General features: G+C 73.4%; 19 protein-coding genes and 1 pseudogene. 6 read left to right on the top strand and 14 right to left on the bottom strand.

Features of this window, described 5'->3' with window-relative positions:
- Positions 1–122: 122 nt before the first annotated feature.
- Both LPU61_RS03140 and ftsY read right to left on the bottom strand, forming a co-directional pair.
- The gene (locus LPU61_RS03140; protein WP_229404048.1) at positions 123–1,034 is read right to left on the bottom strand and encodes an aminoglycoside phosphotransferase family protein; all 912 of its coding nucleotides are present in this window, start codon (positions 1,032–1,034) and stop codon (positions 123–125) included.
- Entirely contained in the window at positions 994–2,181 is a 1,188-nt protein-coding gene (gene ftsY / locus LPU61_RS03135) for a signal recognition particle-docking protein FtsY (protein WP_043962323.1), read from the bottom strand. The genes LPU61_RS03140 and ftsY overlap by 41 nt, the downstream gene beginning before the upstream one ends.
- A gap of 149 nt (positions 2,182–2,330) precedes the next feature.
- On the opposite strand from ftsY, the gene LPU61_RS03130 reads away from it, so the two are divergent.
- The 3 genes from LPU61_RS03130 to LPU61_RS03120 all read left to right on the top strand — a co-directional run bounded on the left by LPU61_RS03130 (position 2,331) and on the right by LPU61_RS03120 (position 5,161).
- On the top strand, positions 2,331–4,049 hold the full coding sequence (locus LPU61_RS03130) for an alkaline phosphatase D family protein (protein ID WP_229404046.1): 1,719 nt from the start codon (positions 2,331–2,333) through the stop codon (positions 4,047–4,049).
- A gap of 26 nt (positions 4,050–4,075) precedes the next feature.
- Entirely contained in the window at positions 4,076–4,516 is a 441-nt protein-coding gene (locus LPU61_RS03125) for a MarR family winged helix-turn-helix transcriptional regulator (protein WP_052503669.1), read from the top strand.
- A 123-nt stretch (positions 4,517–4,639) separates the two neighbouring features.
- Positions 4,640–5,161: a DinB family protein gene (locus LPU61_RS03120; protein ID WP_229404044.1), complete on the top strand. Its 522-nt coding sequence runs from the start codon at positions 4,640–4,642 to the stop codon at positions 5,159–5,161.
- A gap of 42 nt (positions 5,162–5,203) precedes the next feature.
- Here the strand turns inward: LPU61_RS03120 and LPU61_RS03115 are convergent, their stop codons facing one another.
- The 3 genes from LPU61_RS03115 to LPU61_RS03105 form a co-directional block, all read right to left on the bottom strand.
- Entirely contained in the window at positions 5,204–5,824 is a 621-nt protein-coding gene (locus LPU61_RS03115) for an HAD family hydrolase (RefSeq protein ID WP_229404042.1), read from the bottom strand.
- The gene (gene smc, locus LPU61_RS03110; protein WP_229404040.1) at positions 5,824–9,492 is read right to left on the bottom strand and encodes a chromosome segregation protein SMC; all 3,669 of its coding nucleotides are present in this window, start codon (positions 9,490–9,492) and stop codon (positions 5,824–5,826) included. Before smc ends, LPU61_RS03115 begins: the two co-directional genes overlap by 1 nt.
- 310 nt (positions 9,493–9,802) lie before the next feature.
- Positions 9,803–9,997, bottom strand: coding sequence for a hypothetical protein (locus LPU61_RS03105; RefSeq protein WP_036374707.1), 195 nt, complete (start codon positions 9,995–9,997; stop codon positions 9,803–9,805).
- Between the two features lie 356 nt (positions 9,998–10,353).
- Here LPU61_RS03105 and LPU61_RS03100 point away from each other — a divergent pair, with 356 nt between their 5' ends.
- Positions 10,354–11,661 carry a CAP domain-containing protein gene (locus LPU61_RS03100; RefSeq protein WP_229404553.1) on the top strand — a complete coding sequence of 436 codons (1,308 nt, stop codon included), beginning with the start codon at positions 10,354–10,356 and terminating at the stop codon, positions 11,659–11,661.
- 203 nt (positions 11,662–11,864) lie between these two features.
- Complete coding sequence (locus LPU61_RS03095) at positions 11,865–12,743, top strand: endo alpha-1,4 polygalactosaminidase (RefSeq protein ID WP_229404038.1); 879 nt, start codon at positions 11,865–11,867, stop codon at positions 12,741–12,743.
- A 115-nt stretch (positions 12,744–12,858) separates the two neighbouring features.
- Here LPU61_RS03095 and LPU61_RS03090 read toward each other — a convergent pair whose 3' ends face one another.
- The 9 genes and pseudogenes from LPU61_RS03090 to rsmD all read right to left on the bottom strand — a co-directional run bounded on the left by LPU61_RS03090 (position 12,859) and on the right by rsmD (position 21,061).
- A complete protein-coding gene (locus LPU61_RS03090; protein ID WP_229404037.1) occupies positions 12,859–15,114 on the bottom strand; it encodes a caspase family protein in 2,256 nt (751 codons plus the stop codon).
- Between the two features lie 338 nt (positions 15,115–15,452).
- Positions 15,453–16,310, bottom strand: coding sequence for a bifunctional DNA-formamidopyrimidine glycosylase/DNA-(apurinic or apyrimidinic site) lyase (mutM, locus tag LPU61_RS03085; RefSeq protein ID WP_043962316.1), 858 nt, complete (start codon positions 16,308–16,310; stop codon positions 15,453–15,455).
- Between the two features lie 178 nt (positions 16,311–16,488).
- A pseudogene (rnc, locus tag LPU61_RS03080) lies at positions 16,489–17,244 on the bottom strand (ribonuclease III); the annotation flags it as partial.
- 97 nt (positions 17,245–17,341) lie between these two features.
- Entirely contained in the window at positions 17,342–18,367 is a 1,026-nt protein-coding gene (locus LPU61_RS03075; protein WP_043964139.1) for a fatty acid synthesis plsX protein, read from the bottom strand.
- Positions 18,368–18,481: 114 nt separating this feature from the next.
- Positions 18,482–18,655 carry a 50S ribosomal protein L32 gene (gene rpmF, locus LPU61_RS03070; RefSeq protein ID WP_043962315.1) on the bottom strand — a complete coding sequence of 58 codons (174 nt, stop codon included), beginning with the start codon at positions 18,653–18,655 and terminating at the stop codon, positions 18,482–18,484.
- 5 nt (positions 18,656–18,660) lie between these two features.
- The gene (locus LPU61_RS03065) at positions 18,661–19,224 is read right to left on the bottom strand and encodes a DUF177 domain-containing protein (RefSeq protein WP_043962314.1); all 564 of its coding nucleotides are present in this window, start codon (positions 19,222–19,224) and stop codon (positions 18,661–18,663) included.
- A 109-nt stretch (positions 19,225–19,333) separates the two neighbouring features.
- Positions 19,334–19,831: a hypothetical protein gene (locus LPU61_RS03060; protein WP_043962313.1), complete on the bottom strand. Its 498-nt coding sequence runs from the start codon at positions 19,829–19,831 to the stop codon at positions 19,334–19,336.
- A gap of 181 nt (positions 19,832–20,012) precedes the next feature.
- Complete coding sequence (gene coaD, locus LPU61_RS03055) at positions 20,013–20,501, bottom strand: pantetheine-phosphate adenylyltransferase (protein ID WP_043962312.1); 489 nt, start codon at positions 20,499–20,501, stop codon at positions 20,013–20,015.
- The gene (gene rsmD, locus LPU61_RS03050; RefSeq protein ID WP_043962311.1) at positions 20,498–21,061 is read right to left on the bottom strand and encodes a 16S rRNA (guanine(966)-N(2))-methyltransferase RsmD; all 564 of its coding nucleotides are present in this window, start codon (positions 21,059–21,061) and stop codon (positions 20,498–20,500) included. The genes coaD and rsmD overlap by 4 nt, the downstream gene beginning before the upstream one ends.
- A gap of 311 nt (positions 21,062–21,372) precedes the next feature.
- Here rsmD and LPU61_RS03045 point away from each other — a divergent pair, with 311 nt between their 5' ends.
- On the top strand, positions 21,373–22,653 hold the full coding sequence (locus tag LPU61_RS03045; protein ID WP_229404034.1) for a cell wall anchor protein: 1,281 nt from the start codon (positions 21,373–21,375) through the stop codon (positions 22,651–22,653).
- The last annotated feature ends 358 nt before the right edge of the window (positions 22,654–23,011 follow it).

The following is a 23,011-nucleotide window of genomic DNA, read 5'->3' as shown; positions in this document are numbered from 1 at the left end:
GCCGGTTGCGCGGAAGCTTGGTCGCCTCCTGTTTCCTTCAGCGTCACCACGCGATTTCCAGCCCGTGACGCTGTGTTTCGGACGTGTGAAGAAAACCTCACCACCGCCGGACGGGGCGGGGCTCACCGCAGCGCGTACTCCAACGCGTGCCGTTCGTAGTCCAACAGGCGCAGGTCGCGCATCGGGCGACGGAGGTGACCCTTGTGCACGATCCGGACGAACGCCGGCTCACCCGCGGCGGCCATCCGGCGGATCCCCTCCACGTGGTCCACGACGCGCTTGCGGATCGTGCGCACCAGCCGGTGCCGGTCGCGCGGGATCAGCCCGTACGCGTCGGCGAACAGCCGCAGCCGGCGCGGCCGGTCCGGGTGCCGCCAGCCGAGGGTGATCGAGTCCCGGTCGGAGAAGATCGGCACCCAGGTCCACGCCGCGTACGCCACGTCGTAGATCCGCGCGCCCGGCGAGGCGAGGTCGAAGTCGATCAGCCCGAGCGTGCCGTCCGGCCGCCAGATCACGTTGTGCGGGGCGGCGTCGTGGTGGCAGATCACCTCGGTGTCCGGCGGCGGCGGGCCGAACGAGCGCCACACCGCCCCGGGCGGCGGGGCGAAACCGTACTGGGCGTCGTGGAACATCCGCAGCATGGTGGCGACCGTCACCAGCGCCTCGTCGGTGACCCAGTGCGGGGCCAGCGGGTATTCCCCGCACTCCCCCTCCAGGTACGACAGGACCTCCCGGTTGCGCTCGTCCATGCCGAGCGCCCGGGGCGCGCCGGTGAACCCGACGTACTCCAGGTGGCGCAGCAGGGCGTGCACGGACGGCGTCCACGGGCCGGCGTTGCGCCGGACGGTGTCGCCGACCCGGACGACGGTGCTGACGTTCCCGCCGTGCAGCGGGATCTCCTGCGAAGTCACGTACGGTCTCCCGAGGCCCGGCGCGGGGTGGCGGTCCTCGCGCCACCCGGCGTAGGCGCGATCGTCACTGGTCACTGCGAGGTTACGCGTCGCGGGCGAGCGGCTCGGTGCCGAGCAGCGCATCGACGAACTGCGCCGGGTCGAACGGGGCGAGGTCGTCCTTGCCCTCGCCGAGCCCGACCAGCTTGACGGGGATGCCGAGCTTGCGCTGCACGGCGATCACGATGCCGCCCTTGGCGGTGCCGTCGAGCTTGGTCAGCACCACACCGGTCACGTTGACCACCTCGGTGAAGACCCGGGCCTGCTCCAGGCCGTTCTGGCCGGTGGTGGCGTCGAGCACCAGCAGGGTCTCGTCGATCGGCCCGTGCTTCTCCACGACCCGCTTGACCTTGCCCAACTCGTCCATGAGGCCGACCTTGTTCTGCAACCGGCCGGCGGTGTCGATCAGCACCGTGTCGACGCCGGTGTCGATGCCGCGCTTCACCGCGTCGAACGCCACGCTGGCCGGGTCGGCGGCCTCCGGGCCGCGGACGGTCTCCGCGCCGACCCGGCCGCCCCACGTCTCCAGCTGGTCGGCGGCGGCGGCGCGGAACGTGTCGGCCGCGCCGAGCAGCACGCTGCGGCCGTCGGCGACCAACACCCGGGCGATCTTGCCGCAGGTGGTGGTCTTGCCGGCCCCGTTGACGCCGACGACCAGCACCACCGCCGGCACCCCGTCGGACGGCGCGGTGCGCAGCGACCGGTCCAGGGCCGGGTCGAGGGCGTTGACCAGCTCGGCGGCGAGCAGGGCGCGCAGCTCGTCGACGGTGCGGGTGCCCAGCACCCGGGTCCGCTCCCGCAGCCGGTCGACGATCTCCCGGGTCGAGTCGATGCCGACGTCGGCGGTGATCAGGCTGTCCTCGATCTCCTCCCAGGTGTCCTCGTCGAGCCGGTCCCGGCTGAGCAGGCCGAGCAGGCCCTTGCCGAAGGCGTTCTGCGAGCGGGACAGCCGGGACCGCAGCCGGACCAGCCGGCCGGCGGTCGGCTCGGGCACCTCGACGGCGGGCGGCGCCTCCACCACGGGCGGGGGCTCGACCAGGATCCCCGTGGCGAGGTCCGCCTCCGGCGCCTCGACGGGCGGCCCGGCGAGGTCCTGCCCGGCCCGGGTGTCCACCTCCGTCTCCGGCAGCGGCGGTTGCGGGCGCCGGCGCAGCCGCGGCACCACCAGCCCGAGGCCGCCGAGGATCAGCACGCCGAGCAGGGCGAGCGCGATGAGGAGGTATTCCGTCATGCCGAAATCCTGTCAGATGCCGGCGACGACGTCCCAGCCACCGCTACCGACGGGGGTGCGAGCTGCGGGTACGCTCGCGGCGGCCAGGGGTGGCGCGACGGCCGACCGGGTAGAAATGATGAGATCGTCTCGTCCCCTGGAGGTTCCCCATGCCGGCTCCCCGCCTGCTCATCGGCCCGCTGCTGCGCCGGGTCGTCGGCACGCGGGCCACCGTCTGGGTGGAGACCAGCGCGCCCGCGACGGTCCGGGTCCGCACGGCCGACGGCGCCGAGGGGACCGCGACCACCTTCTCCGCGTACGACCACCACTACGCGCTCGTCGTCGTCGAGGGGCTCACCCCGGACAGCGCCACGACGTACGAGGTGCTGGTCGACGACGAGCTCGCCTGGCCGGTGCCCCGGTCCGCCTTCCCGCCCAGCGTGATCCGCACCCGCGCCGCCGACGACCGGGACCAGCCGGTGCGCCTGGTCTTCGGCTCCTGCCGGGAGACCACCCAGCACTCGACCGCCCGCAAGCTGCCCCCGGACGCGCTCGACGCGTACGCCCGGCGGTTGATGGCCGACCCGGGCCGGGCCGACGCCCAGCCCGACCTGCTGGTGCTGCTCGGCGACCAGGTCTACGCCGACGAGACCTCGCCGACGGTGCGGCGGCTGCTCAAGCGGCGGCGCAGGCGGCCGGAGGGCGCCCCGGCGACGCAGGTGGTCAGCTTCGACGAATACACCAAGCTCTACCTGGAGTCGTGGCGCGACCCGGAGATCCGCTGGCTGTTCTCGACCGTGCCCAGCGTGATGATCTTCGACGACCACGAGGTGATCGACGACTGGAACACCTCCGCGTCGTGGCGCGACGACATGCGCGCCCAGCCCTGGTGGGCCGAGCGGATCGGCAGCGGCCTGGCCTCCTACTGGGTCTACCAGCACCTGGGCAACCTCGACCCCGACGAGATCGCCGCCGACCCCGTCTACCGGAAGGTCACCGCCGCCGCGTCGGACGCCACCGAGGTGCTGCGCGAGTTCGGCGCCCGGGTCGACAGGGAGGCCGACGAGGCGCACGACACCGAACGCTGGCGCGCGGTGCAGTACCAGTGGAGCTACGCCCTGGACCTGGGGCGCACGCGGCTGGTGATGCTCGACAACCGGTGCAGCCGGGTGCTGGAGCGGGGCAACCGGGCGATGCTGCCGCCCGGCGAGTGGTCCTGGTTCCTCGACCGGGCGCACGGCGTCTACGACCACCTCGTCGTCGGCGCGTCGCTGCCCTGGCTGCTGCCGCCGGGCATCCACCACGTGGAGGCGTGGAACGAGAAGCTCGCCGACTCCCGGCACCGCTGGGTGGCCGGGTTCGCCGAGCGGCTGCGCCGGGCGCTCGACCTGGAGCACTGGGCGGCGTTCCGCCGCTCCTTCGACGCCCTCGGCGCGCTCTTCGCCCGGCTGGGCAGCGGCCCGGCCGGGCACACCGGCGACCGGGTCGGCGCGGGGCCGGCGTACCCGCCGCCGGCGTCGATCAGCGTGCTGTCGGGCGACGTGCACCACTCGTACGTGGCCCGGGCCCGTTTCCCCGACCCGGCGGTGCACACCCCCGTGCACCAGCTCACCTGCTCGCCGATCCACAACCAGGTGCCGGCGGCGATGCGCCCGCTGATGCGGCTGGGCTGGTCGCCGGGGCCGGCCGGGGCCACCCGCGCGCTGGCCCGCTGCGCCGGGGTACGCCGCCCGAGCGTGCGCTGGCGCAAGCTGGCCGGCCCGTACTTCGGCAACGCGGTGGCCACCCTCGCCCACACCGGGCGCACCGCCGACGTGACCATCGAGGGCACCACCGGCGACGGGCACCTGCGAACGGTGTTCCGAAGGCGGCTCGCCTCCGAGGGCTGAGCCCGGCGCGCCCGTACCCTTGCGGCGTGGACGATCATTCCCCGGAGATCCTGCGGTTCGTCGAGCACGAGTTGACCGCGCTGCTGCGCCGGGGCCGCTCGCTCTCCTTCGAGGTCGCCCGCGAGGTGCACCCCGACCTGGACCAGAACGCGTACGGGCTGCTGCTGTGGCTGCGCCGGTCGGACGCGACCCGGCTGACCGACCTGTCGGCCCGGCTCGGGATCAGCAAGGGGACGCTCAGCCGGCAGATCAACGGCCTGGAGGCGCTCGGGCTGGTGCGCCGGGAGCCCGAGCCGGAGGACCGCCGGGCGTGGCGGCTCACCCTGACCGAGGAGGGGCAGCGCCGGTTCGACGCCGCCCGGGCGACCCGGCTGGCCATGTTCCGGCGCATAGTGGAGAGCTGGTCGAGACGGGACGTGGAGGACTTCGGCCGCCTGCTGCGCCGCTTCAACGACGCCCTCGACTGAGGGGCAAGGAAGGGCCCCTGTCAACGCTTTCTGTATAGGAAGGGCCCCTTCCTGACACCCGCGGCAGGCGGCGGGCGCGCAATGCGGTGGCCCACTGTCGGGGGCACCCGCCAGGATGGGCGGATGACCTGGAGAGCACCGCAGATCACCCGCAGCGACGCCCCGTTCGTCGGCGACGAGCGCACCATGCTCGACGGCTGGCTGGACTACCACCGGCAGACCCTGCTGCTCAAGTGCGCCGGGCTGACCGCCGAGCAGTTGCGCACGCCCAGCGTCGAGCCGTCCGGGCTGAGCCTGCTCGGCCTGGTGCGGCACCTGGCCGAGGTGGAGGCGTGGTGGTTCCGGGAGTGCTTCGCCGGGCAGCACGTCGACTACCCGTACTTCACGCCGGAGAACCCCGACGCCGACCACGACGTCAGCACCGCCGACGCCGAGGCCGACCTCGCCGTCTACCACCGGGAGGTCGGCCTCGCCCGCGCCGCCGCGGCGGGCCGCTCCCTCGACGAGACGTTCACCGAGGTCGGCCCCAAGCAGCGCACGTTCAGCCTGCGCTGGGTCTACCTGCACATGATCGAGGAGTACGCCCGGCACAACGGCCACGCCGACCTGATCCGGGAGCGCATCGACGGCGTCACCGGCGAGTGACGGTCCCGGGGCCGGCGGGCCGGCCGGCCCCGGGACGACCGCTCAGTACGCCAGGGCCGCCCGCAGGTAGCGCAGCCCCGACGGCCCGTCCCACCGGTACGCCGACAGCCCGGCCGCCCGCGCGCCCCGGATCGCCCAGTCCTCGTCGTCGACGAACAGCACCCGGGCCGGCGGGGTGTCCAGCGCCGCGCAGGCGGCCTGGAAGTATTCCTTCGCCGGCTTGTGCACCCCGACGACGGAGGAGTTGACCACCACATCCAGCTCGTCGGTCAGGCCCAGCGCGGCGAGATCGGTGTCGAGCAGGTCGGTGCCGTTGGTGCCGAGCCCGACCCGTACGCCGGCCGCCCGCACCTCGCGCACGAACGCCAGCACGTCGGAGTCGACCTCGCCCCGGTAGCGCTGCCACTGCTCCACGGCGGCGCGGGCGCGCTGCTCGCCACCGGCCGAGTCGGCCAGCGCGTCGGCGACGCTGTCGACCCAGTCGGCGTGGCTGACCTGGCCGGTGAGCACCGGCTGGAGGCGTCCCCAGTGCATGGCGATCTCGGTGAGCACCCCCTCGGCGAGGCCGTAGTCCCGTTCCACGCCGGCGGCGACCGCCGGGTCCCAGCGCCGCAGCACCCCGTCGAGATCCACCAGGAGCGCCGTCGCGCGTTCCCGAGCCACTACTGTTTCTCCTCGCCGCGGCCGTGCCGCTCGTCGTCGCCGTCCCGGCCGACGCCGCCGTCGACGGCGGCGCGGGCGGGCGGCCCCTGCTCACCCTCGGCCCGGTTGAGCCGCTGGCTGATCACCTGGGTGACCCCGCTGCGCATGGTCACCCCGTAGAGGGCGTCGGCGATCTCCATCGTCCGCTTCTGGTGCGTGATGACGATCAGCTGACTCTTCTCCCGCAACTGTGCCAGCAGCGTGATCAACCTGCCCAGGTTGACGTCGTCGAGGGCCGCCTCGACCTCGTCCATGATGTAGAACGGGCTGGGCCGGGCCCGGAAGATCGCCACCAGCATCGCCACGGCGGTCAGCGACCGCTCGCCGCCGGAGAGCAGCGACAGCCGCTTGATCTTCTTGCCGGGCGGCCGGGCCTCCACCTCCACGCCGGTGGTGAGCAGGTCCTCGGGGTCGGTGAGGATCAGCCGCCCCTCGCCGCCGGGGAAGAGCACCGTGAAGACCTGCTCGAACTCCCGCGCGGTGTCGGCGAACGCGCTGGCGAAGACCTCCAGGATGCGCTCGTCGACGTCCTTGACCACGGTCAGCAGGTCCCGGCGGGTGGCCTTGAGGTCCTCCAACTGCTCGGAAAGGAACTTGTAGCGCTCCTCCAGCGCGGCGAACTCCTCCAGCGCCAGGGGGTTGACCTTGCCGAGCAGGGCCAGCTCGCGTTCCGCCTTCGCGGCCCGCTTCTCCTGCACCGGCCGCTCGTAGCGGACCGGCTCGGGCACGGGCAGCCCGTCCCGTTCGGCCGCCGCCACGTCGGCCTGGGTCGGGGGTACGGGCTGCGTCGGGCCGTACTCGGCGAGCAGCGTCTCCACGTCGAGGCCGAAGTCCTCGGCGGCCTTGGCCTCCAGCTGCTCGATGCGCAGCCGCTGCTCGGCGCGGGCCACCTCGTCCCGGTGCACCTGGCTGGTCAGCCGCTCCAGCTCCGCGCCGAGGCGCTTCGCCGCGCCGCGTACCTCGGACAGCTCGGCCTCGCGGGCGGCCCGCTCGCGCGCCACGGCGTCGCGGTGCTCCTCGGCCCGCGCGATCGACACGGCGAGCCGGGCCAGCGCCTCGCGGGCGCCGCCGGCCACCGCGCGGGCGATGTTCGCGCCCCGGGCGCGCGCCGCGCGCCGGGCCGCCGCGCGTTCCCGCGCGGCCCGCTCGGCGGCGGCCTGCCGGCGCAGCGAGTCGGCCCGGCCGGCGATCGAGGAGACGCGCTCCTCGGCGGTACGCACGGCGAGCCGGACCTCCATCTCGTTCTGCCGGGCCTGCGGCACCATCGCGGCGAGCTGGTCGCGTTCGTCCGTGGACGGCTCGGCGTCGATCGGGGTGGCCTCGGCCAGCCGCAGCCGCTCCTCCAGCTCGGCCAGGGCGACGAGGTCCCGTTCCCGGGCCGCCTCGGCGCGGGCGCGGGACTCGCCGAGCCGGTCGGTCTCCGCCTTTGCCGACCGGGCGGCGGCGCCCAGCTCCGCCAGGCGGCGGGCGGCGGCGTTGCGGTGGCTCTCGGCCTCCCGCTTCGCGGCGGCGGCGTGCTGCACGGCCTCCTTGGCGGCGGCGACCTCGGCGCGCGCCTCGACGAGTTGCTCGCGCAGCTCGGCGGCGGTGCGCTCGGCGGCGAGCCGGTTGCCCCGGGCCTCCTCGACGGCGGCCTGCACCTCGATGAAGCTGGGCGCCTTCGCCGACCCGCCGGCCGCCGCGTACGCCCCGACGACGTCGCCGTCGGGGGTGACCGCGCGCAGCTCCGGGTTGTCGGCGACCAGTTCGGCGGCGGCGGCGAGGTCGTCGACGACGGCCACGTCGCGCAGCGCCCGGTGCACGGCGGGGCGCAGCTCGGCGGAGCACTCGACCAGGTCGGGGGCCCAGCGGGCGTGCGCGGGCAGCTTCGGGCGCAGGGCGTCGGCGCCGCCGGTCATGCCCGGCCCGGCGGGGCTGCCGACGAGCAGGCCGGCCCGCCCGGCGTCGGAGATCTTGAGCAGCCGCATCGCCTCGACGGCCTCGTCGACGCCGGTGACCGCGACCGCGTCGGCGAGCCCGCCCAGCGCGGCGGCGAGCGCGGCGGAGTGGCCGGGGGCGACGGTGAGCAGCCCGGCGAGGCTGCCGAGCAGGCCGGGCACCTCGCCGGCGCGGGCCAGCAGCGCCCCCGCGCCGTCCTTGCGGCGCAGGCCGATGGCGAGCGCCTCCTCGCGGGCCTTCTGCGTGGCGGCTTCCTTCTCGGCGGCCCGTTCCGCGTCGGCGAGCGACCGGGCGGCGGCCTGCGCCCGCTCCTGGGCGGCGACGGCTTCGGCGTGCCGGTCGTCGAGGTCGGCGTTGTCCCGGTCGGCCTCGGTGGACTGCTCGGCGACGGCGTCCAGGTCGGCCTGCGCCTGCTCGGCGCGGGCGAGGGCGTCGGCGTGCGCGGCGGCGAGCCGCTCGATCTCCTCCCCCGCGCTGGTGGTGCGGGCGCGGGCGGAGTTGACCTGGCCGGTGAGCCGGGCCAGCCCCTCGCGCCGGTCGGCGATCGCCTTCGCGGCGGCGACCAGCTCCCGTTCGGCGGCGGCGAGCTGCCGTTCCAGCTCCTGCCGCTGCTCGACGGCCTCGGCGAGGCGGATCTGGTCGTCGGTGAGCGCGCCGCGCAGCTCCTCCTCCTGCTCGCGGACCCGCTCCGCCTCGGCCTCCAGCTGGTCGGGGTCGCGGCCGGGGCGCTCGTCGTCGGGCGTGGCGGTGAGGTGGCGCAGCCGCTCGCGGGCGAGCTGCTCGACGGAGCGGAACCGCTCGGAGAGCGCGGAGAGCTTGTACCAGGTGTCCTGGGCGGCGGCGAGCAGCGGCGCGTCCTCGGCGAGGGCGGCCTCCAGCTCGCCGAGCCGGCCCTGCACCTCGGTGTGCTCCGCCTCGACCTCCTGGCGTCGCTCCCGCGCGGCGCTCTCGTCGGCGATCTCCCGGTCCAGGGTGGCGCGCAGGGTGTGCAGGTCGTCGGCGAGCAGCCGCAGCCGGGCGTCGCGCAGGTTGGCCTGGATCGCGGCGGCCCGGCGGGCCACCTCGGCCTGCCGGCCCAGCGGCTTGAGCTGGCGGCGCAGCTCGGCGGTGAGGTCGGTCAGGCGGTTGAGATTGGTCTGCATCGCGTCGAGCTTCCGCAGCGCCTTCTCCTTGCGCTTGCGGTGCTTGAGGACGCCGGCCGCCTCCTCGATGAACGCCCGCCGGTCCTCCGGCTTGGCGTGCAGCATCCCGTCGAGGCGGCCCTGGCCGACGATGATGTGCATCTCCCGGCCGATGCCGGAGTCCGACAGCAGCTCCTGGATGTCGAGCAGGCGGCAGGAGTCGCCGTTGATCTCGTACTCGCTCTCGCCGGAGCGGAACATCCGGCGGGTGATGGAGACCTCGGTGTACTCGATGGGCAGCGCGCCGTCGGTGTTGTCGATGGTGAGGGTGACCTCGGCCCGGCCCAGCGGGGCCCGCCCGGCGGTGCCGGCGAAGATGACGTCCTCCATCTTGCCGCCGCGCAGCGCCTTGGCGCCCTGCTCGCCGAGCACCCAGGCGATGGCGTCGACGACGTTGGACTTGCCGGAGCCGTTCGGGCCGACCACGCAGGTGATCCCCGGCTCCAGCTTCAGCGTCGTCGCGGAGGCGAAGGACTTGAACCCCTTCACCGTCAGGCTCTTGAGATACACCTTCTCGATCCTCGTCCGGTGGCCGCCGAGCGTCGTGGGCTGCGCGGACCTGGTGAACCCGCAGACTAACCCGGTCTCGCCGGCACTCGGGCACGCGACCCGCCCCGGGCCGGCGTCGACGGCCGGCCGGCAGGCCGTGTACCGGGTTTCCCGGCACGGATCGGACGGCTCACCCGATGCGGAGCTTGATCAATTATCCAAGATCGGAAAATGGTACGGGGAAATTGCCCGGACATGGCTGCGCGCCGGCACATAAGTGTCGGCGCGCGATTTCTGCGTGGTGCGATTCAGTTGTCGGACCTACTGGAGATCAGGTCAGCGCCGGCTCGGCCAGACGGAGGAGGTCGTCCGCCTCCGCCGCAGCCGCCGCAAGCCGATCGTTCTCGGCGCGCAGGCGCGTGATCTCGAACTCCAGAGCCTGAACCCTGGACCGCAGTCGGGTGACCTCGTCGAGCAGACGCCGATCGGGCGCTGCACCTACGTGGCCGTAGAGGGCCTTCGCCATGCTGACTCCTTGATATGCGCTGCCGGAAAGGCCGGACCAACGCGCGCCCACTCGTTCGCGGCTATCATTCCCAGCGATTCTGGGCACGACCGGGCGCGACTGGCGACACCTACATATTGAGCCGACAACCCCTCATTCGTCAAGTTACCGCAGGCCGTAGATCATCTTCACGTCGGCCGGGCCGCTTGTCGGTGGCTGCCACAAGGCGCGGACACGCTCTGTCCGGACGCGTTAACTGTACGCCCGGGAACAACGGAACTCACCCCACGCGAACCGCTTTCGTCTTAACTCTTTCTTAGCCACGTTGCCGCAGCTTGCGGCGCGCCCGTACGGTCACCCCGGCCCGCAACCGACCCATGGAGGCGACAGGCGTGTACGGCTGGACCGACCCGAACGACCCGGAGGGCGCGCGATGGCGCCAGGAGCCCCCGGCCGACGAGCCGGCCTGGCTGACCGACCGCCCGGCGCCCCGGTCGACCTACCTGTTCGGGGACGAACCGGACCAGCCGAGTGACCAACGGCACACCGACCAGCCCCCTGCGCCGCCGGCCGACCGGCCGTGGGCGGGCGAGCCCACCGCCCGGTGGCACTCCCCGGAACAGCCGAACGGTCAGTGGCAGTCCCCGGAACAGCCGAACGGTCAGTGGCACTCCCCGGAACAGCCGAGCGGACAGTGGCACTCCCCGGAACAGCCGAGCGGACAGTGGCAGCCGCCGGAACCACCGGGCGATCGGTGGCACGCGCCGGAACGGGCCTCCGACCAGTGGTATCCGGCCGACCAGCCGGCCCCGGCGGCCGAGCACACCCGGGCGCTCCCGGTCGTCGCCGGCCCGGCCGTCGGCGCGGCCACGCCGGCCGCCGCGCAGCCGGCCGACCTCGCCGCCCGCCGCGCCGACACCGCCGCGGGCAGCGGCGAGGGGCGGCACCGGCCCGCCCGGCGGCTCCCGCGCCCGCTGCTGATCGGTGGCGCCGCCGCGGCGGCCACCCTGGTGGTGAGCCTCGGGGTCGGCGCCCTCGTGCTGCCCGGCGGGGACGCCCCACGGACCGACCCGGCCGCGGCCGACGCGCCGGTCGCCGCGCCCGCCGACCCGGCCGACCCGACCTCGGCCGGCCCGTCGCCGTCGCCCTCGCCGAGCGCCTCGCCGACCAGCGCCAGCCCGTCGCCGTCGCCGAGCCGCACCGCCAAGCCGACCCCGAAGCCCAGCCGGACCACCGCCGCGTCGCGGAGCAACCAGCGCAGCAGCGCCCCCGCCACGCCCCGCGTCGCCGCCGCGCCGGGCGTGAGCGCGCAGGCGCAGGAGGTCGTCGACCTGGTCAACGCGGAGCGGGCCAAGGCCGGGTGCGGCGCCCTGAAGATCGACGACAAGCTCATGGCGGCGGCCCAGGCGCACAGCCAGGACCAGGCCGACCACCGGAAGATGACGCACGACGGCAGCGACGGCAGCGACGTCGGCGAGCGGCTCGACCGGGCCGGCTACGCCTGGCGCGCGTACGGCGAGAACGTCGCGTGGAACCAGCAGACCCCGGCCGCGGTGATGGACGCCTGGATGAACAGCCCGGGGCACCGCGCCAACATCCTGAACTGCTCCTTCACCGAGATCGGCGTCGGCATCGCCAACAGCAACGGGCCGTACTGGACGCAGGACTTCGGCACGCCGCGCTGACCCGGGCCGGGCGTGGCCCCCGGGACGGGGAGAGGCGAGTCGTCCCGGGGGCCACGCTCGTTTGACCCGGTGAGGCGCGCCGGGGCGGTGCCCTGGGCGGCGGGTCCGCCTCGGGGCGACCGGCGGCCGGTCCGCTGCGGGCGGCCGGTGGGCGCACCCGCCTCCGGGCGGTTCGACGCCGCCCGCGACCTGCGGAGCTGCCGATGCGGATCGGGCCGCCGTCGCCCCGCGTCGGGCGCGCGTCGCGCCGACTGCTGCGCCTGCTCGTCGCGCTGACGCTGCTGACGACGGCGTACGGCTGCCGGGCCGTGGTGACGCCGCCGGGCGCGCCCACCCCGTGGCCGCCCGGCCAGGCCCGGCACTGGCGCTGGCAGTGGCAGCTCACCGGCCCGCTCGACACCACGGTCGAGGCGGACGTGTTCCTGCTCGACCCGGTGCGTACCACGAGCACCGAGACCGCGGCGCTGCGCGGCCGGGACCGCCGGCTGGTCTGCCAGGTCGGCGTCGGCGCGTACGCGCGGACCGACCCGGACGCCGACCGGTACCCGCCGGAGGTCGGCGGCGCGGCCGGCCGGTCGCCCGGCACCCGGTGGGTGGACGTGCGGCGGTGGGACGTGCTGGAGCCGATCCTGGCCGACCGGCTACGGCTGTGCCGGGGCAAGGGCTTCGGGGCGGTGGCCCTCGCCGACGCCGACGGCTACGCCCACCCGACCGGCTTCGACCTGGACTTCGACGACCAGCTGCGGTTCAACCGGCGGGCCGCCGCCCTGGCCCGCTCACTGGAGTTGTCCCCCGGCCTGCTCGGGGACGTGCCGCAGGTGACCGCCCTCGCGCCGGACTTCGACTTCGCCGTCAACGAGGAGTGCGTCCGGCTGCGCCAGTGCGCGAAGCTGCTGCCGTTCGCGGACGCCGGCAAGCCGGTGTTCCACGTCGAATACACGGGCGACCCCGACGAGTTCTGCGTGACCACCCTCGGCTACGGCTTCGCCTCCATCCAGAAGCGGCGCGAGCTGGACGCGTGGCGGGACGCCTGCCCGGACGCCCCGCCGGCCCCCGGGCGCAACGGGACCGGCGGCCCCTGAGCGGGTCCGCCGGTCCACTCTCCACGGCCCCGGGCGAGGCCAAGGGCCGGCCGCAGGGAAGGACCCGTCGCCGAAGCCGACGCTCCTCGGCTTCCCGCTTGCTCCTCCGCCCGCCTCAGATGCTGAGTGCGACCAGAGACTCGCTGATGATGTCGGCAGAGGCCTTGACTCCCTCCCGGTCGAGCTGCCGGGGCGCAATCTCCACGAACACCTCGTAGGTGCCGTGCCGGCCCGCGCGCCGGATAGCCAGCGAAGAATGCCGTTTCAGCGCCTCGTCCAGCCGCTTGTTGAGGGTTCGGCGCATCTGATCGTTGGGCACGTTCTCCAAGCCGATCTTGCCCTGCGGCTGGAAGTGCGCGTTCAACACCGGCTTGTACTGTTTGCGTCTCGCCTTTTCCTGCCAGTCGAACATCACCCGCCAGGTGCCAGCGGCGGAAAGGAAGGAGGAGATGGACCCGGGTACGACAGGCCGCCCGGACAGCATCGCGATGAGCTCGGCCACGAACCCGTCCCGGTCGAACATCTTCGTCGTGGACGTGTGGAGCAGGGACGCCTCGATGCCTCGCAGCTCGCTGAGCACGGGAACGAAGTTCTGGAGCCGGGTGGTGTGGTCCCAGAGGGTCGCCTGCTGATAGAGGTCGCAGAGCGACAGCACGCTGGTGTTGTCGAGCCCTTTGCGGATCGCCGTCTCCTCCAGCGTCTCGCGGTTCACGTCGAGACGGACGGGGTCCGGGTCGCGACCGGTGAAGCAGTAGAACATGAGCTGACCGAATGAGAAGACGTCAAGGGCCGGGGTCTTCGCCAGGGCTGCCTTGGGGTCGAAGGCAAAGAACTGCTCCGGGGCCGCGTAGTAGACCACTCCCATCGCGGTCTTCGTCGCCCGCTGGGTGTGCGTGTTGAACCAGGCGAGGTCGAAGTCGGTGAGGTAAGGCAGGAACGAGCCGTTCTCCTGGTGTTCGCAGACGATGTTCTCCGGCTTGATGTCCCGGTGGATCACGTCGTTCTGGTGTGCGTGCTGGATCGTCTCTCCGATCCCGATCAGCAGGCGGATCAGCGCTGCCGGCTCCATGAAGGCGTGCGGCTCGAGCTTGCGGAGGTTGGGGCCATCGATAAAGTCCATGACAAAGCCGGTCGGGCATCGGCTGTAGCGCTGGACGGCCACGACCTGCGGGTGCCGCAGCAGTCGCATGGCATCGTAGCCGTTCTCGAAACGCCTGGACTTCTCGGCGTCGTACATCTCGTGCGGGTGATAGAGCTTGAACGCCACCCGCTTGCCGGTGTGCTTGTCGACCACCTTCCAGACCGCGCCGAACCCCCCCTCGCCGATGCGCTCCTCCAGCTCACCCTCGGCGATGACCGTCCCCGCCTCGACGTAGCCGAGTTCCGTGCGATACCTGAGCAGCGTCTCCATGGACTTCTTGAAATCGGGCCGGGTGAGCAGCCCCGGGGTCGCCCGTCGCTTGGTGAACCACTTGTCGATGTTCTCCAGTCGACGGCTGCACGACTCATGCCCCTGGTCCCGCCAGGACGTGGTGTCGAACTGGGACTTGTAGCTGTTGTAGCCCTCGATCAGGTCGGACGCCTCGACTTCGATCTGTCGCAGCTCCTCGTCCGGCAGCGGCGGCGGGAGCACCGGTTCCAGGCCCGACGCGAGGACCAAGCGTCCGGAAAGGTGGCCGGCGAACACCGGCTTCTGGCGGCCCTCACCGAACCCGTCGAGGGCGGCCATGTTCCGGGAGACGACATCGTAGAGGCTGTTGGCGGTCAACTGCCCCTGATGGTCCACCGCGTCGCCGAGCAGCGCCTGGAGGAGGTGGTGGGTGAAGACGCCGTGCCCGGTGTTCCGCTCCTCCCAGGCGAGCTGCTGCTCGGTGCAGGCAGCGACCACCGCCACGGAGTGGGCGGTCGGCCGGAACGCCTGCTGCACATCGGCGTTGTGCAGCAGGCGCACCTGATAGGGCAAGGGCCCGAAGCTCGCGGCGGCACCGGAGTGGCAGCAGTCCAGGATGATCAGTGCCTGGCTGTCGCTGTCGGCGGAGCCGAGGATCTCCGCCAGCTTGCGCAGCTCCACACCCTCGTCGAAGTCCCCGTTGTCGTGTGACACCAGGTAGGTGCCGAACTCGGTGGCGGCGCCGTGCCCGGAGAAGTAGAAGACCACCGTCTTTGCTCCCGAGTTGCGCGCCTCGATCAACTCGCGCACGATCGCGGGCTTCGTGGCCTGTTCGTTCTTGAGGGTGCGGACCCGAAAGCCATACTCCGGCATTTCGAGGATCGCCGCCAGTTCCTCGACGTCATGGACGCTGCAATCCAACGCGGTCCAGCGCTGCGCATAGCTGTCAATACCTGCAAGTATCGCAATCTTGTCAGTCACGGAAGCTCCCGGCTCGTCGGCGCAGAGACGCACCCTACTACCGCTCCCGTCCACAGAGGAACTCGGCCGAAAAGCGGATTCGCCTACCCCGACGGCCTGATGTCCACTCAGGACAACCGGCCCCGGGCACCGCCTCGAACCCGACGGAAACCGGATTCGCCACCGGCTTCAAGATCCGCCACCCGGATTACCCGTTCAAGGCAGCATGACGAGGGCACTGGGCTGCTGGATCTCCCGTGCGCGGTAATTGCATGGTTCTCGTCGGAAGACGTGCTCGCCGAGCGTCGGAGGGCGCGCACGAATCCGTACCGGCGGGAGGTTTCGGAACGAACTCCGGGTCAGCCCCGCAGCGCGGCCCGGGGCCGGGGCTGGCAGCGGGGGCAGCTGTACGAGGACCGGTTCATGAACGCCTCCCGGCGCAGCGGTGCGCCGCACCGCCGGCACGGCTCGCCCTCCCGCCCGTACGCGTTGAGCGCCCGGTCGAAGTAGCCGCTCTCGCCGTTGACGTTGACGTAGAGGGCGTCGAAGCTGGTGCCGCCCTCCTTGATCGCCTCGCCGAGGACGTCCCGGACGTGGCCGAGCAGCCGCTGCGCGACGGGCGCGGTCAGCTGGTCGGTGGGCCGGGCCCCGTGCAGCTTCGCCCGCCACAGCGCCTCGTCGGCGTAGATGTTGCCGACCCCGGAGACGAGGGTCTGGTCGAGCAGCGCCCGCTTCACCTCCGTGCGCCGCCGGCGCAGGGCGGCGACGAAGGCGCTGTCGGAGAACTCCGGGTCCATCGGGTCCCGGGCGATGTGCGCGATCTCGGGCGGCAGCTCGGCACCGCCGGAGGAGACCGCCAGCCCGCCGAACGTGCGCTGGTCCACGAAGCGCAGCTCGGGGCCGTCGTCGGCGAACCGGAACCGGACCCGCAGGTGCAGCTCGTCGGCCGCCGTCGCCGGCTGGAGCAGGAGCTGGCCGGACATGCCGAGGTGGCCGACGATCGCGTCGCCGCTGTCCAGCGGCAGCCACAGATACTTGCCGCGCCGCCGCACGTCGAGCACCGTCCTCCCGGCGAGCACGTCGGCGAAGTGCGCCGGCCCGGCCAGGTGCCGGCGCACCGCCCGGGGATGGCGCACCTCGACGCCGACGATCCGGCGGCCGGTGACCCACTGGGCCAGGCCCTGCCGGACGGTCTCGACCTCGGGCAGCTCAGGCACGGTTCGCCTCGCCGGCCGCCGGGGCGTCGGCGGGCCCGCCGGTCGGGGCGTCCGCGGGCTCACCGTCGGCGGCGACCAGCGCCGACGCGCCCACGGCGCCCGCCGCGTCGACCTCGACGACGCCCACGACGTCCGTGCCGTTGACCGCGCCCGGCTCGACGGGCCCGTCCGACGCCTCGGCGGCGGCCCGCTCCCGTTGGGCCGCCTCGGCCTGCTCCCGCTCGGCCTGGGCGGTCAACTCCCGCCAGGCCGACTCGGCGGCCCGCTGCTCGGCCTCCTTCTTGCTGCGCCCCTCCGCCCCGCCGTACCGGTTGCCGGCGACCACCACCCAGGCGGTGAACGTCTTGAGGTGGTCCGGCCCGGTGCCCTCGATGCGGTATTCGGGCACGCCCAGCCCGAGGGCGGCCGTCAGCTCCTGGAGGCTCGTCTTCCAGTCCAGCGCGGCACCCCGCCCGGCCGACTCGGCCATCAGCGGGTCGAACAGCCGGTGGATCACGATCGCGGCGGTGTCCAGGCCGTACTGGAGGTAGATCGCGCCGAGCAGGGCCTCCAGGGTGTCGGCGAGGATGCTCGCCTTGTCCCGGCCGCCGGTGCTCTCCTCGCCCTTGCCCAGCAGCAGGTACGCGCCGAGCCCGTCCGGGCCCAGGCCCCGTGCCACGTCCGCGAGCGCCCGCATGTTGACCACACTCGCCCGCAGCTTGGCCAGCTGGCCCTCCGGCAGGTCGGGATGGTTGTGGAACAACGCGGTCGTGATCACCACGCCGAGGACCGAGTCACCGAGGAACTCCAGCCGCTCGTTGGTGGGCAGGCCGCCGTTCTCGTACGCGTACGAGCGGTGGGTCAGCGCCCGCTCCAGCAGCTCCGCGTCCAGCGAGACCCCGAAGGCGGCCTCCAGGTGACCGATGGGCGCACGCCGCCGCTTGTCGATGGTCATGATGCGGTTACCTCTCGGTTCACGACCGGGCGGCGCGCGCCGGGCGCACCCGCCGGTGCCGGCGCGCCGACGCGGCCGGTCGGGACGGTACGGGCGGTCACAGGCTCACCTCGGTGTCGGTGGTGCGCTCGGTGTGGTCACCGGGCTGTGCGGAGGTCTCCGGGGCCACCCCGGCCGGGCCGGCGCCGCCGGGGACGCCGAGCAGCACGGAGACGGTGTCGGTGGCCCGCCGACGCCACAGGTGGGCGGCCAGGGCGATGCCGGAGGCGACGTCCTGGCCACGGGCCGCGCCGTGGCAGACCACCACCGTGCCGGCCACCCCGAGCAGGGCGGCGGCCCGGGGGGCACCGCCGCCGGGCGGGGGCCCGCCGGCCATCGCGTACGCGCCCTCGATCGCCTTCAGCAGCACGTTGCCGGTGAACCCGTCGGTGACCACCACGTCGGCGCGCAGGCCGGAGGCGATGTCGTACCCCTCGACGAGGCCGACGTAGCGCGCGGCGCAGGGCAGCGCCGCGGCGGCGAGCACCGGGTCGGCGCTGCGGCGCAGCCGGTCCCCCTTGCCCGCCTCGGTGCCCACCGACAGCAGCCCGACGCGCGGCTCGACCACGCCGTGCGCGACGGCCGCGTAGGCCGCGCCGAGCACGGCGTGCCGCGCGAGGGTGGCGGGGCCCGGCTCCAGGGAGCCGCCGACGTCGAGCAGCACCACCGGTCCGGCGACCGCCGGCAGGGTCGCGACCAGGGCCGGCCGGCGCACGTGCGGCCACCGGCCGAGGCCGAGCGCCGCCGCGGTAACGGTCGCGCCGGTGGAGCCGGCGGAGACCATCGCGTCGGCGAGGCCGTCGCGGACGGCGGTGGCGGCCGTGCGTACGGTGCTGTCGGCGCGGGCGGCGACCGGGTTCTCGGCCATGCCGACGGCGGCGCGCACCGGCCGGACCGTGACCCGGGCGCGTTGCGCCGGATCGAGGGCACCGATCAGCTCGTCGGCCACCTCGGCGGGGCCGACGAGCAGAAGGTGCAGGTCCGGGTCGGCGCGCATGGCCCGCAGAGCGCCGTCAACCACGACGGCGGGAGCATCGTCCCCGCCGAGGAGGTCAACGGCGATCCGCGCGGTGCCCGGCTCCAGCGGGACACCGGCCGGAACGGGCCGGCCGGCGACGGCGGGAGCCGGGGCACCGGGCGATCGCCAGGATGCGCGCGCCACCCGACCGGGGGTCGGGGGCGTCACTCGGCGTCCAGGTCAGACCTCGAGAACCTGGCGGCCGTTGTACGTGCCACAGACGGAGCACGCGGCGTGCGGCAGCTTCGGGGACTTGCACTGCGGGCAGGCGGTGGTCGCCACCACGGTCGCCTTCCAGTTCGCCCGGCGGGACCGGGTGTTGCTGCGCGACATCTTGCGCTTCGGGACGGCCACGGTTCCTACTCCTCTGTACGGTTCAGTTGCGACAGGCCCGCCCAACGCGGGTCGATCTGCTCGTGACTGTGGTCGGCCGGCAGATCGTCCCAGTGCACCCCGCACTCGGGGCACAACCCTGGGCAGTCCTCCCGGCAGAGCGGGTTGGTCGGCAGCATGAGCACCACCGCGTCCCGCAGCGCCGGCTCCAGGTCGATCAGATCGTCCTGCATCCGGCCCACCTCGTCCTCGTCGGTCGTGGCGTCCGTGGTGCTGTTCTCGTACGCGTACAGCTCCTGGACGGGCACGGCCACCGAGTCGTCGATCTCACGCAGGCAACGCCCGCACTCGCCCTTGACGCGACCGCTCACGGTCCCGGAGACGAGCACCCCCTCGGACACCGACTCCAGCCTCAGGTCGAGGTCGAGGTCCGCGCCCTCCGGCACGCCGATCAACTCCACGCCGAGGTCCTTCGGTGCCGGGACGACCCGCCGGAGCGTACGCAACGCGCCAGGGCGACGCGGCAGGTCCCTCGTGTCGAGGACCAGCGGCGCCTTGGGGTTGAGTGATGAAGGCGAGTGTTTGGGCATAGTCAGACTCCGGCCGGTGAGAGGCCGACAAAAAAGGTTACCTGGACGACCGCCGGACCGTCGAACCGGGGGCGACGCCCGCCCCGCCTGTCGGCTGCTGAGGTGCCGCTCAGAAGGGTAACGGGCGCTCCGCCTCGTCCCCACCGAAGGTGCCGATCTCGCGCAGCGCGTGCATCTTGTCCCGCCCGCGCTCGATGGAGGCCAGCGCCCGGGTGAGGAACTGCTCGAAGTTGGCCAACGCGGTGTCGACGTAGTCGTCGACCTCCTCGCGCAGCCGCTGCGCCTCGGCGCGGGCCTCGGCGATGATCCGGGCGCCCTCGTGCTCGGCCGAGACCGTGATCTCGTTCACCGACACCAGGCGGGCGTGTTCCGCCTCACCCTCGCTGATGATCCGGTCGGCCTCCCGCTTGCCGGCCTCCATGATCTTGTCCCGCTCCCCCAGCAGGGCCGCCGCCCGGCGCAGATCGGCGGGGAGGTCAGCGCGCAGCTCGTCGAGCGCGGCGATCATCTCGCCCCGGTCGACCATGCAGTTGTTCCGCGACATCGGGACGGAGCGGGCCTGCTCCACCATGGCGATCAGTTCGTCGATGCGGTCGAGCGGGTCCACCGGTACCTCACTCCTGTCGTCGTCGGCCGACCTACATGATGCGGGCTACGGCCGGGTTCCCGCTCGAACCATCATGTCGCGCCCCGGCCACCGCCCGCCGATCCACCCCGCCCGGCGCGTCGTGTCGCGGCCGGTCAGGGCACCGTGTCGCGGCCGGGCCGGGGTCGTCACGCCCCGCCGGTCAGGGGCGCGGTGGCGGGCCGAGCCGGACCTGGAGGGCCTCGCGGACCAGGTCGGGGACGTGGGCGGAGACGTCGCCGCCCCACTTCGCCACGTCCTTGACCAGGCTGGAGGAGAGGAAGGAGTAGAGCGGGTTGGTCGGCATGAACAGCGTCTCGACGCCGGCCAGGCCGATGTTCATCTGGGCCATCTGCAGCTCGTAGTCGAAGTCGCTGACCGCCCGCAGGCCCTTGATCAGGACGCTGGCCCGCTGGGCCCGGCAGAAGTCGACCAGCAGGCCCCGGAAGGACGCGACCCGCACGTTGTCGTACGAGGAGGTGACCTCGCGGAGCATCTCGATCCGCTCCTCGACGGTGAACAGGCCACTCTTGGACTGGTTGACCAGCACGCCGACGATCACCTCGTCGAAGAGCCGGGCGGCCCGCCCGATGATGTCGAGGTGTCCATTGGTGACCGGGTCGAAAGAGCCGGGACACACCGCACGTCTCATGATCGGCGACCGTACCAAAGGGTGGTCTCGCCGTAACGGCGGCTGCGCTCGGCAGTGACGCCCTCCACCCAGTCGACCGGGCCGCTCCGGCTGGAGCGCTCCACCACCACGAGGGCGTCCGCCGCCAGCCAGCCGCCGTCGACCAGCGCGGCCAGCATCGCGGTGACGTCGGCATCGGGTACGGCGTACGGGGGGTCGGCGAAGACCACGTCGTACGGCCCGCCGTCCGGGCCGGCCGCCAGCACCGTGGCGACCTTGCCGGTGACCAGCCGCGCCGCCGGGGCGGCCCGCAGCGCGGCGATGTTCTCCCGCACCACGCGGGCGGCGCGCGGGTCGGACTCCACCAGCAGCACGTGCGCCGCCCCCCGGGACAGCGCCTCCAGGCCGACGGCACCCGATCCGGCATACAGGTCCGCGAAGCGCGCCCCGGCCAGGTCGACGTCGGCCTGCACGGCGCTGAACAGCGCCTCCCGGACCCGGTCGGAGGTGGGCCGGGTGCCGGCGCCGGGCGGCGCGGCGATGCGCCGGCCGCCGAGCGTCCCGGCCACGATCCGGGTCACCGACTGCTCCTGCTCATGCCCCGACGCTACGCGACGCCGGCGCGCAGGCGGGCGGCACCGTGCGTACCACCAGAGTCCCGACATGATCACTTTACGTATATCAATGATCTCAAATTGATAACATCACTCTTAGGGCTATCTGAGCGCTGTAACGGTCGGCGCGTTCTCGCTAGGGTCTGCCGGGTGCCGGCTGCGCTCCGCCGGCCCACCCGGCGCCGGGAGGCGTCGTCGCGGGCGCGCCTCACCGGCCGCGACCGCTGACCGCCGTTGCCCGCGCCGCGCCCTGACGTTTCTTCACCCCGGGAGTACGCGTGATCCGTCCCAAGCTGTCGCCACGGCGGCCGCTCGTCGTGGCCACCGCCGCCCTGGCGGGCCTCGCCACGGCGTTCGCGGCCTCGTCGCCGGCCCTGGCGACCAGCCCTTCGCCGTCGGCGTCGGCGACCGCCACGGCGTCGCCCAGTCCGACCGTCACGCCGACCTCGCCCGCCCCGGAGGGGCCGGCCTGCGTCAGCGCGGCCGACGCCCGCTACACGCACACCTTCAAGGGCAAGCGCGGCGAGGCCAGCATCACGCTGGTCAACGGCCCGCTCTGCGAGGGCCAGGAGCAGTCCTTCGCGCTGGTCTCCTACGTCGCCCCGTCGGCGAAGGTCGCCTTCCCCCAGTACGTGCTGGACAAGTCGGTCAAGAAGTTCACCGGCGTCGGCGCGGGCGAGCTGGGCGTGGCCACCCTCGACTTCAAGGTCGAGGTTCCGCAGTGCTACACCCAGGTCGACTTCGTCTTCGGTGACGAGATCATCGACCCGCTCACCGACAACGGCTCGCGGTACGGCCACCGCAAGGTCGGCAGCCCCAAGGCCCCCGGCTCCCAGTCGACGGGCAAGCCCCAGCAGGCCTGGTACAACGGCGGTTCGGAGACCTGCAGCCCCGCCCCTGAGGTCATCGCCGAGTCCGACTGCGAGGGCAACGTCGAGCTGACCCTGGTCAACCGCAGCGGCAACGCGGCGGCAGCGTTCACCATCACCGGCAGCGGCGGCTACACCGAGACCGTCTCCGTGCCGATGCGCAAGATCGAGACCCGCAAGCTGAACCCCGGCCAGGCGCAGGAGATCAAGGTCGCCGCCCCCGGCATGGAGGACTTCACCGGCGGCTGGGCCAAGCCCGAGGACTGCCAGGAGCCCGAGGTCGGCGAGCCCGACGGCGGCTACGAGTCGACCTGCGACGAGCTTATCTTCCGGATCGCCAACCCGGAGAACGGCGCGACCCTCACCTCGACCTTCACCCCGAGCACCGGCGAGCCGAAGACCGTCACGGTCGAGGCCGGCCGCGACGTCACCGTCACCTTCCCGGCGAGCCCGGGCCTGACCGTGACCGTCACCGGTGACCTCGCCTCCGGCGAGGCGATCAAGTGGGAGCAGCCGAAGGACTGCGAGGACGGCGAGGAGGGCGGCTCCGGCGGCGGCGACCAGGAGGGTGGCCTCCCCGTGACCGGCGCGGCGGCCGGCGGCATCGCCGCCGGCGCGGTGGCCCTGCTCGCGGTCGGCGCGGTGCTCTTCGTGATGGCCCGTCGTCGGCGGATCCGCTTCACCGCCTGATCGGGCTACGGCCTGAACTGATCTGACGCACCTGCGAGGGCGCGTCGACCACCCGGTCGGCGCGCCCTCGCCGTGTGTCTGGTGTCTGGTGCCTCGCGTCTGGGTGGCGGGTGCCTCGCGGCGGGGGCGGGTGCCTCGCCCCGTACGCCCAGCGCCCAACGGGTAGATCGCGCTCGATCGCGGATCGAGTGGCATCGCGCCCCGCTCGGAAGCCACTCGATCCATGTTTAGGCACGATCTTGGCGCGGGCGTACGCGCAGGCGCGGTCCGCCCCGGCGGGCCCCGCAACGGACCCGGCGTGGCCTGAGCCCGCCGCCGGGGACCGAGCTGTCATGTCGGCGACATGGCGGTATCCGGG

It is taken from the genome of Micromonospora sp. NBRC 110038, from assembly GCF_020884815.1.
Classification (GTDB): Bacteria; Actinomycetota; Actinomycetes; order Mycobacteriales; family Micromonosporaceae; genus Micromonospora; species Micromonospora haikouensis.
The sequence above is the reverse complement of the archived record's forward strand: the minus strand, read 5'-3'. Positions and strand labels throughout refer to the sequence as shown.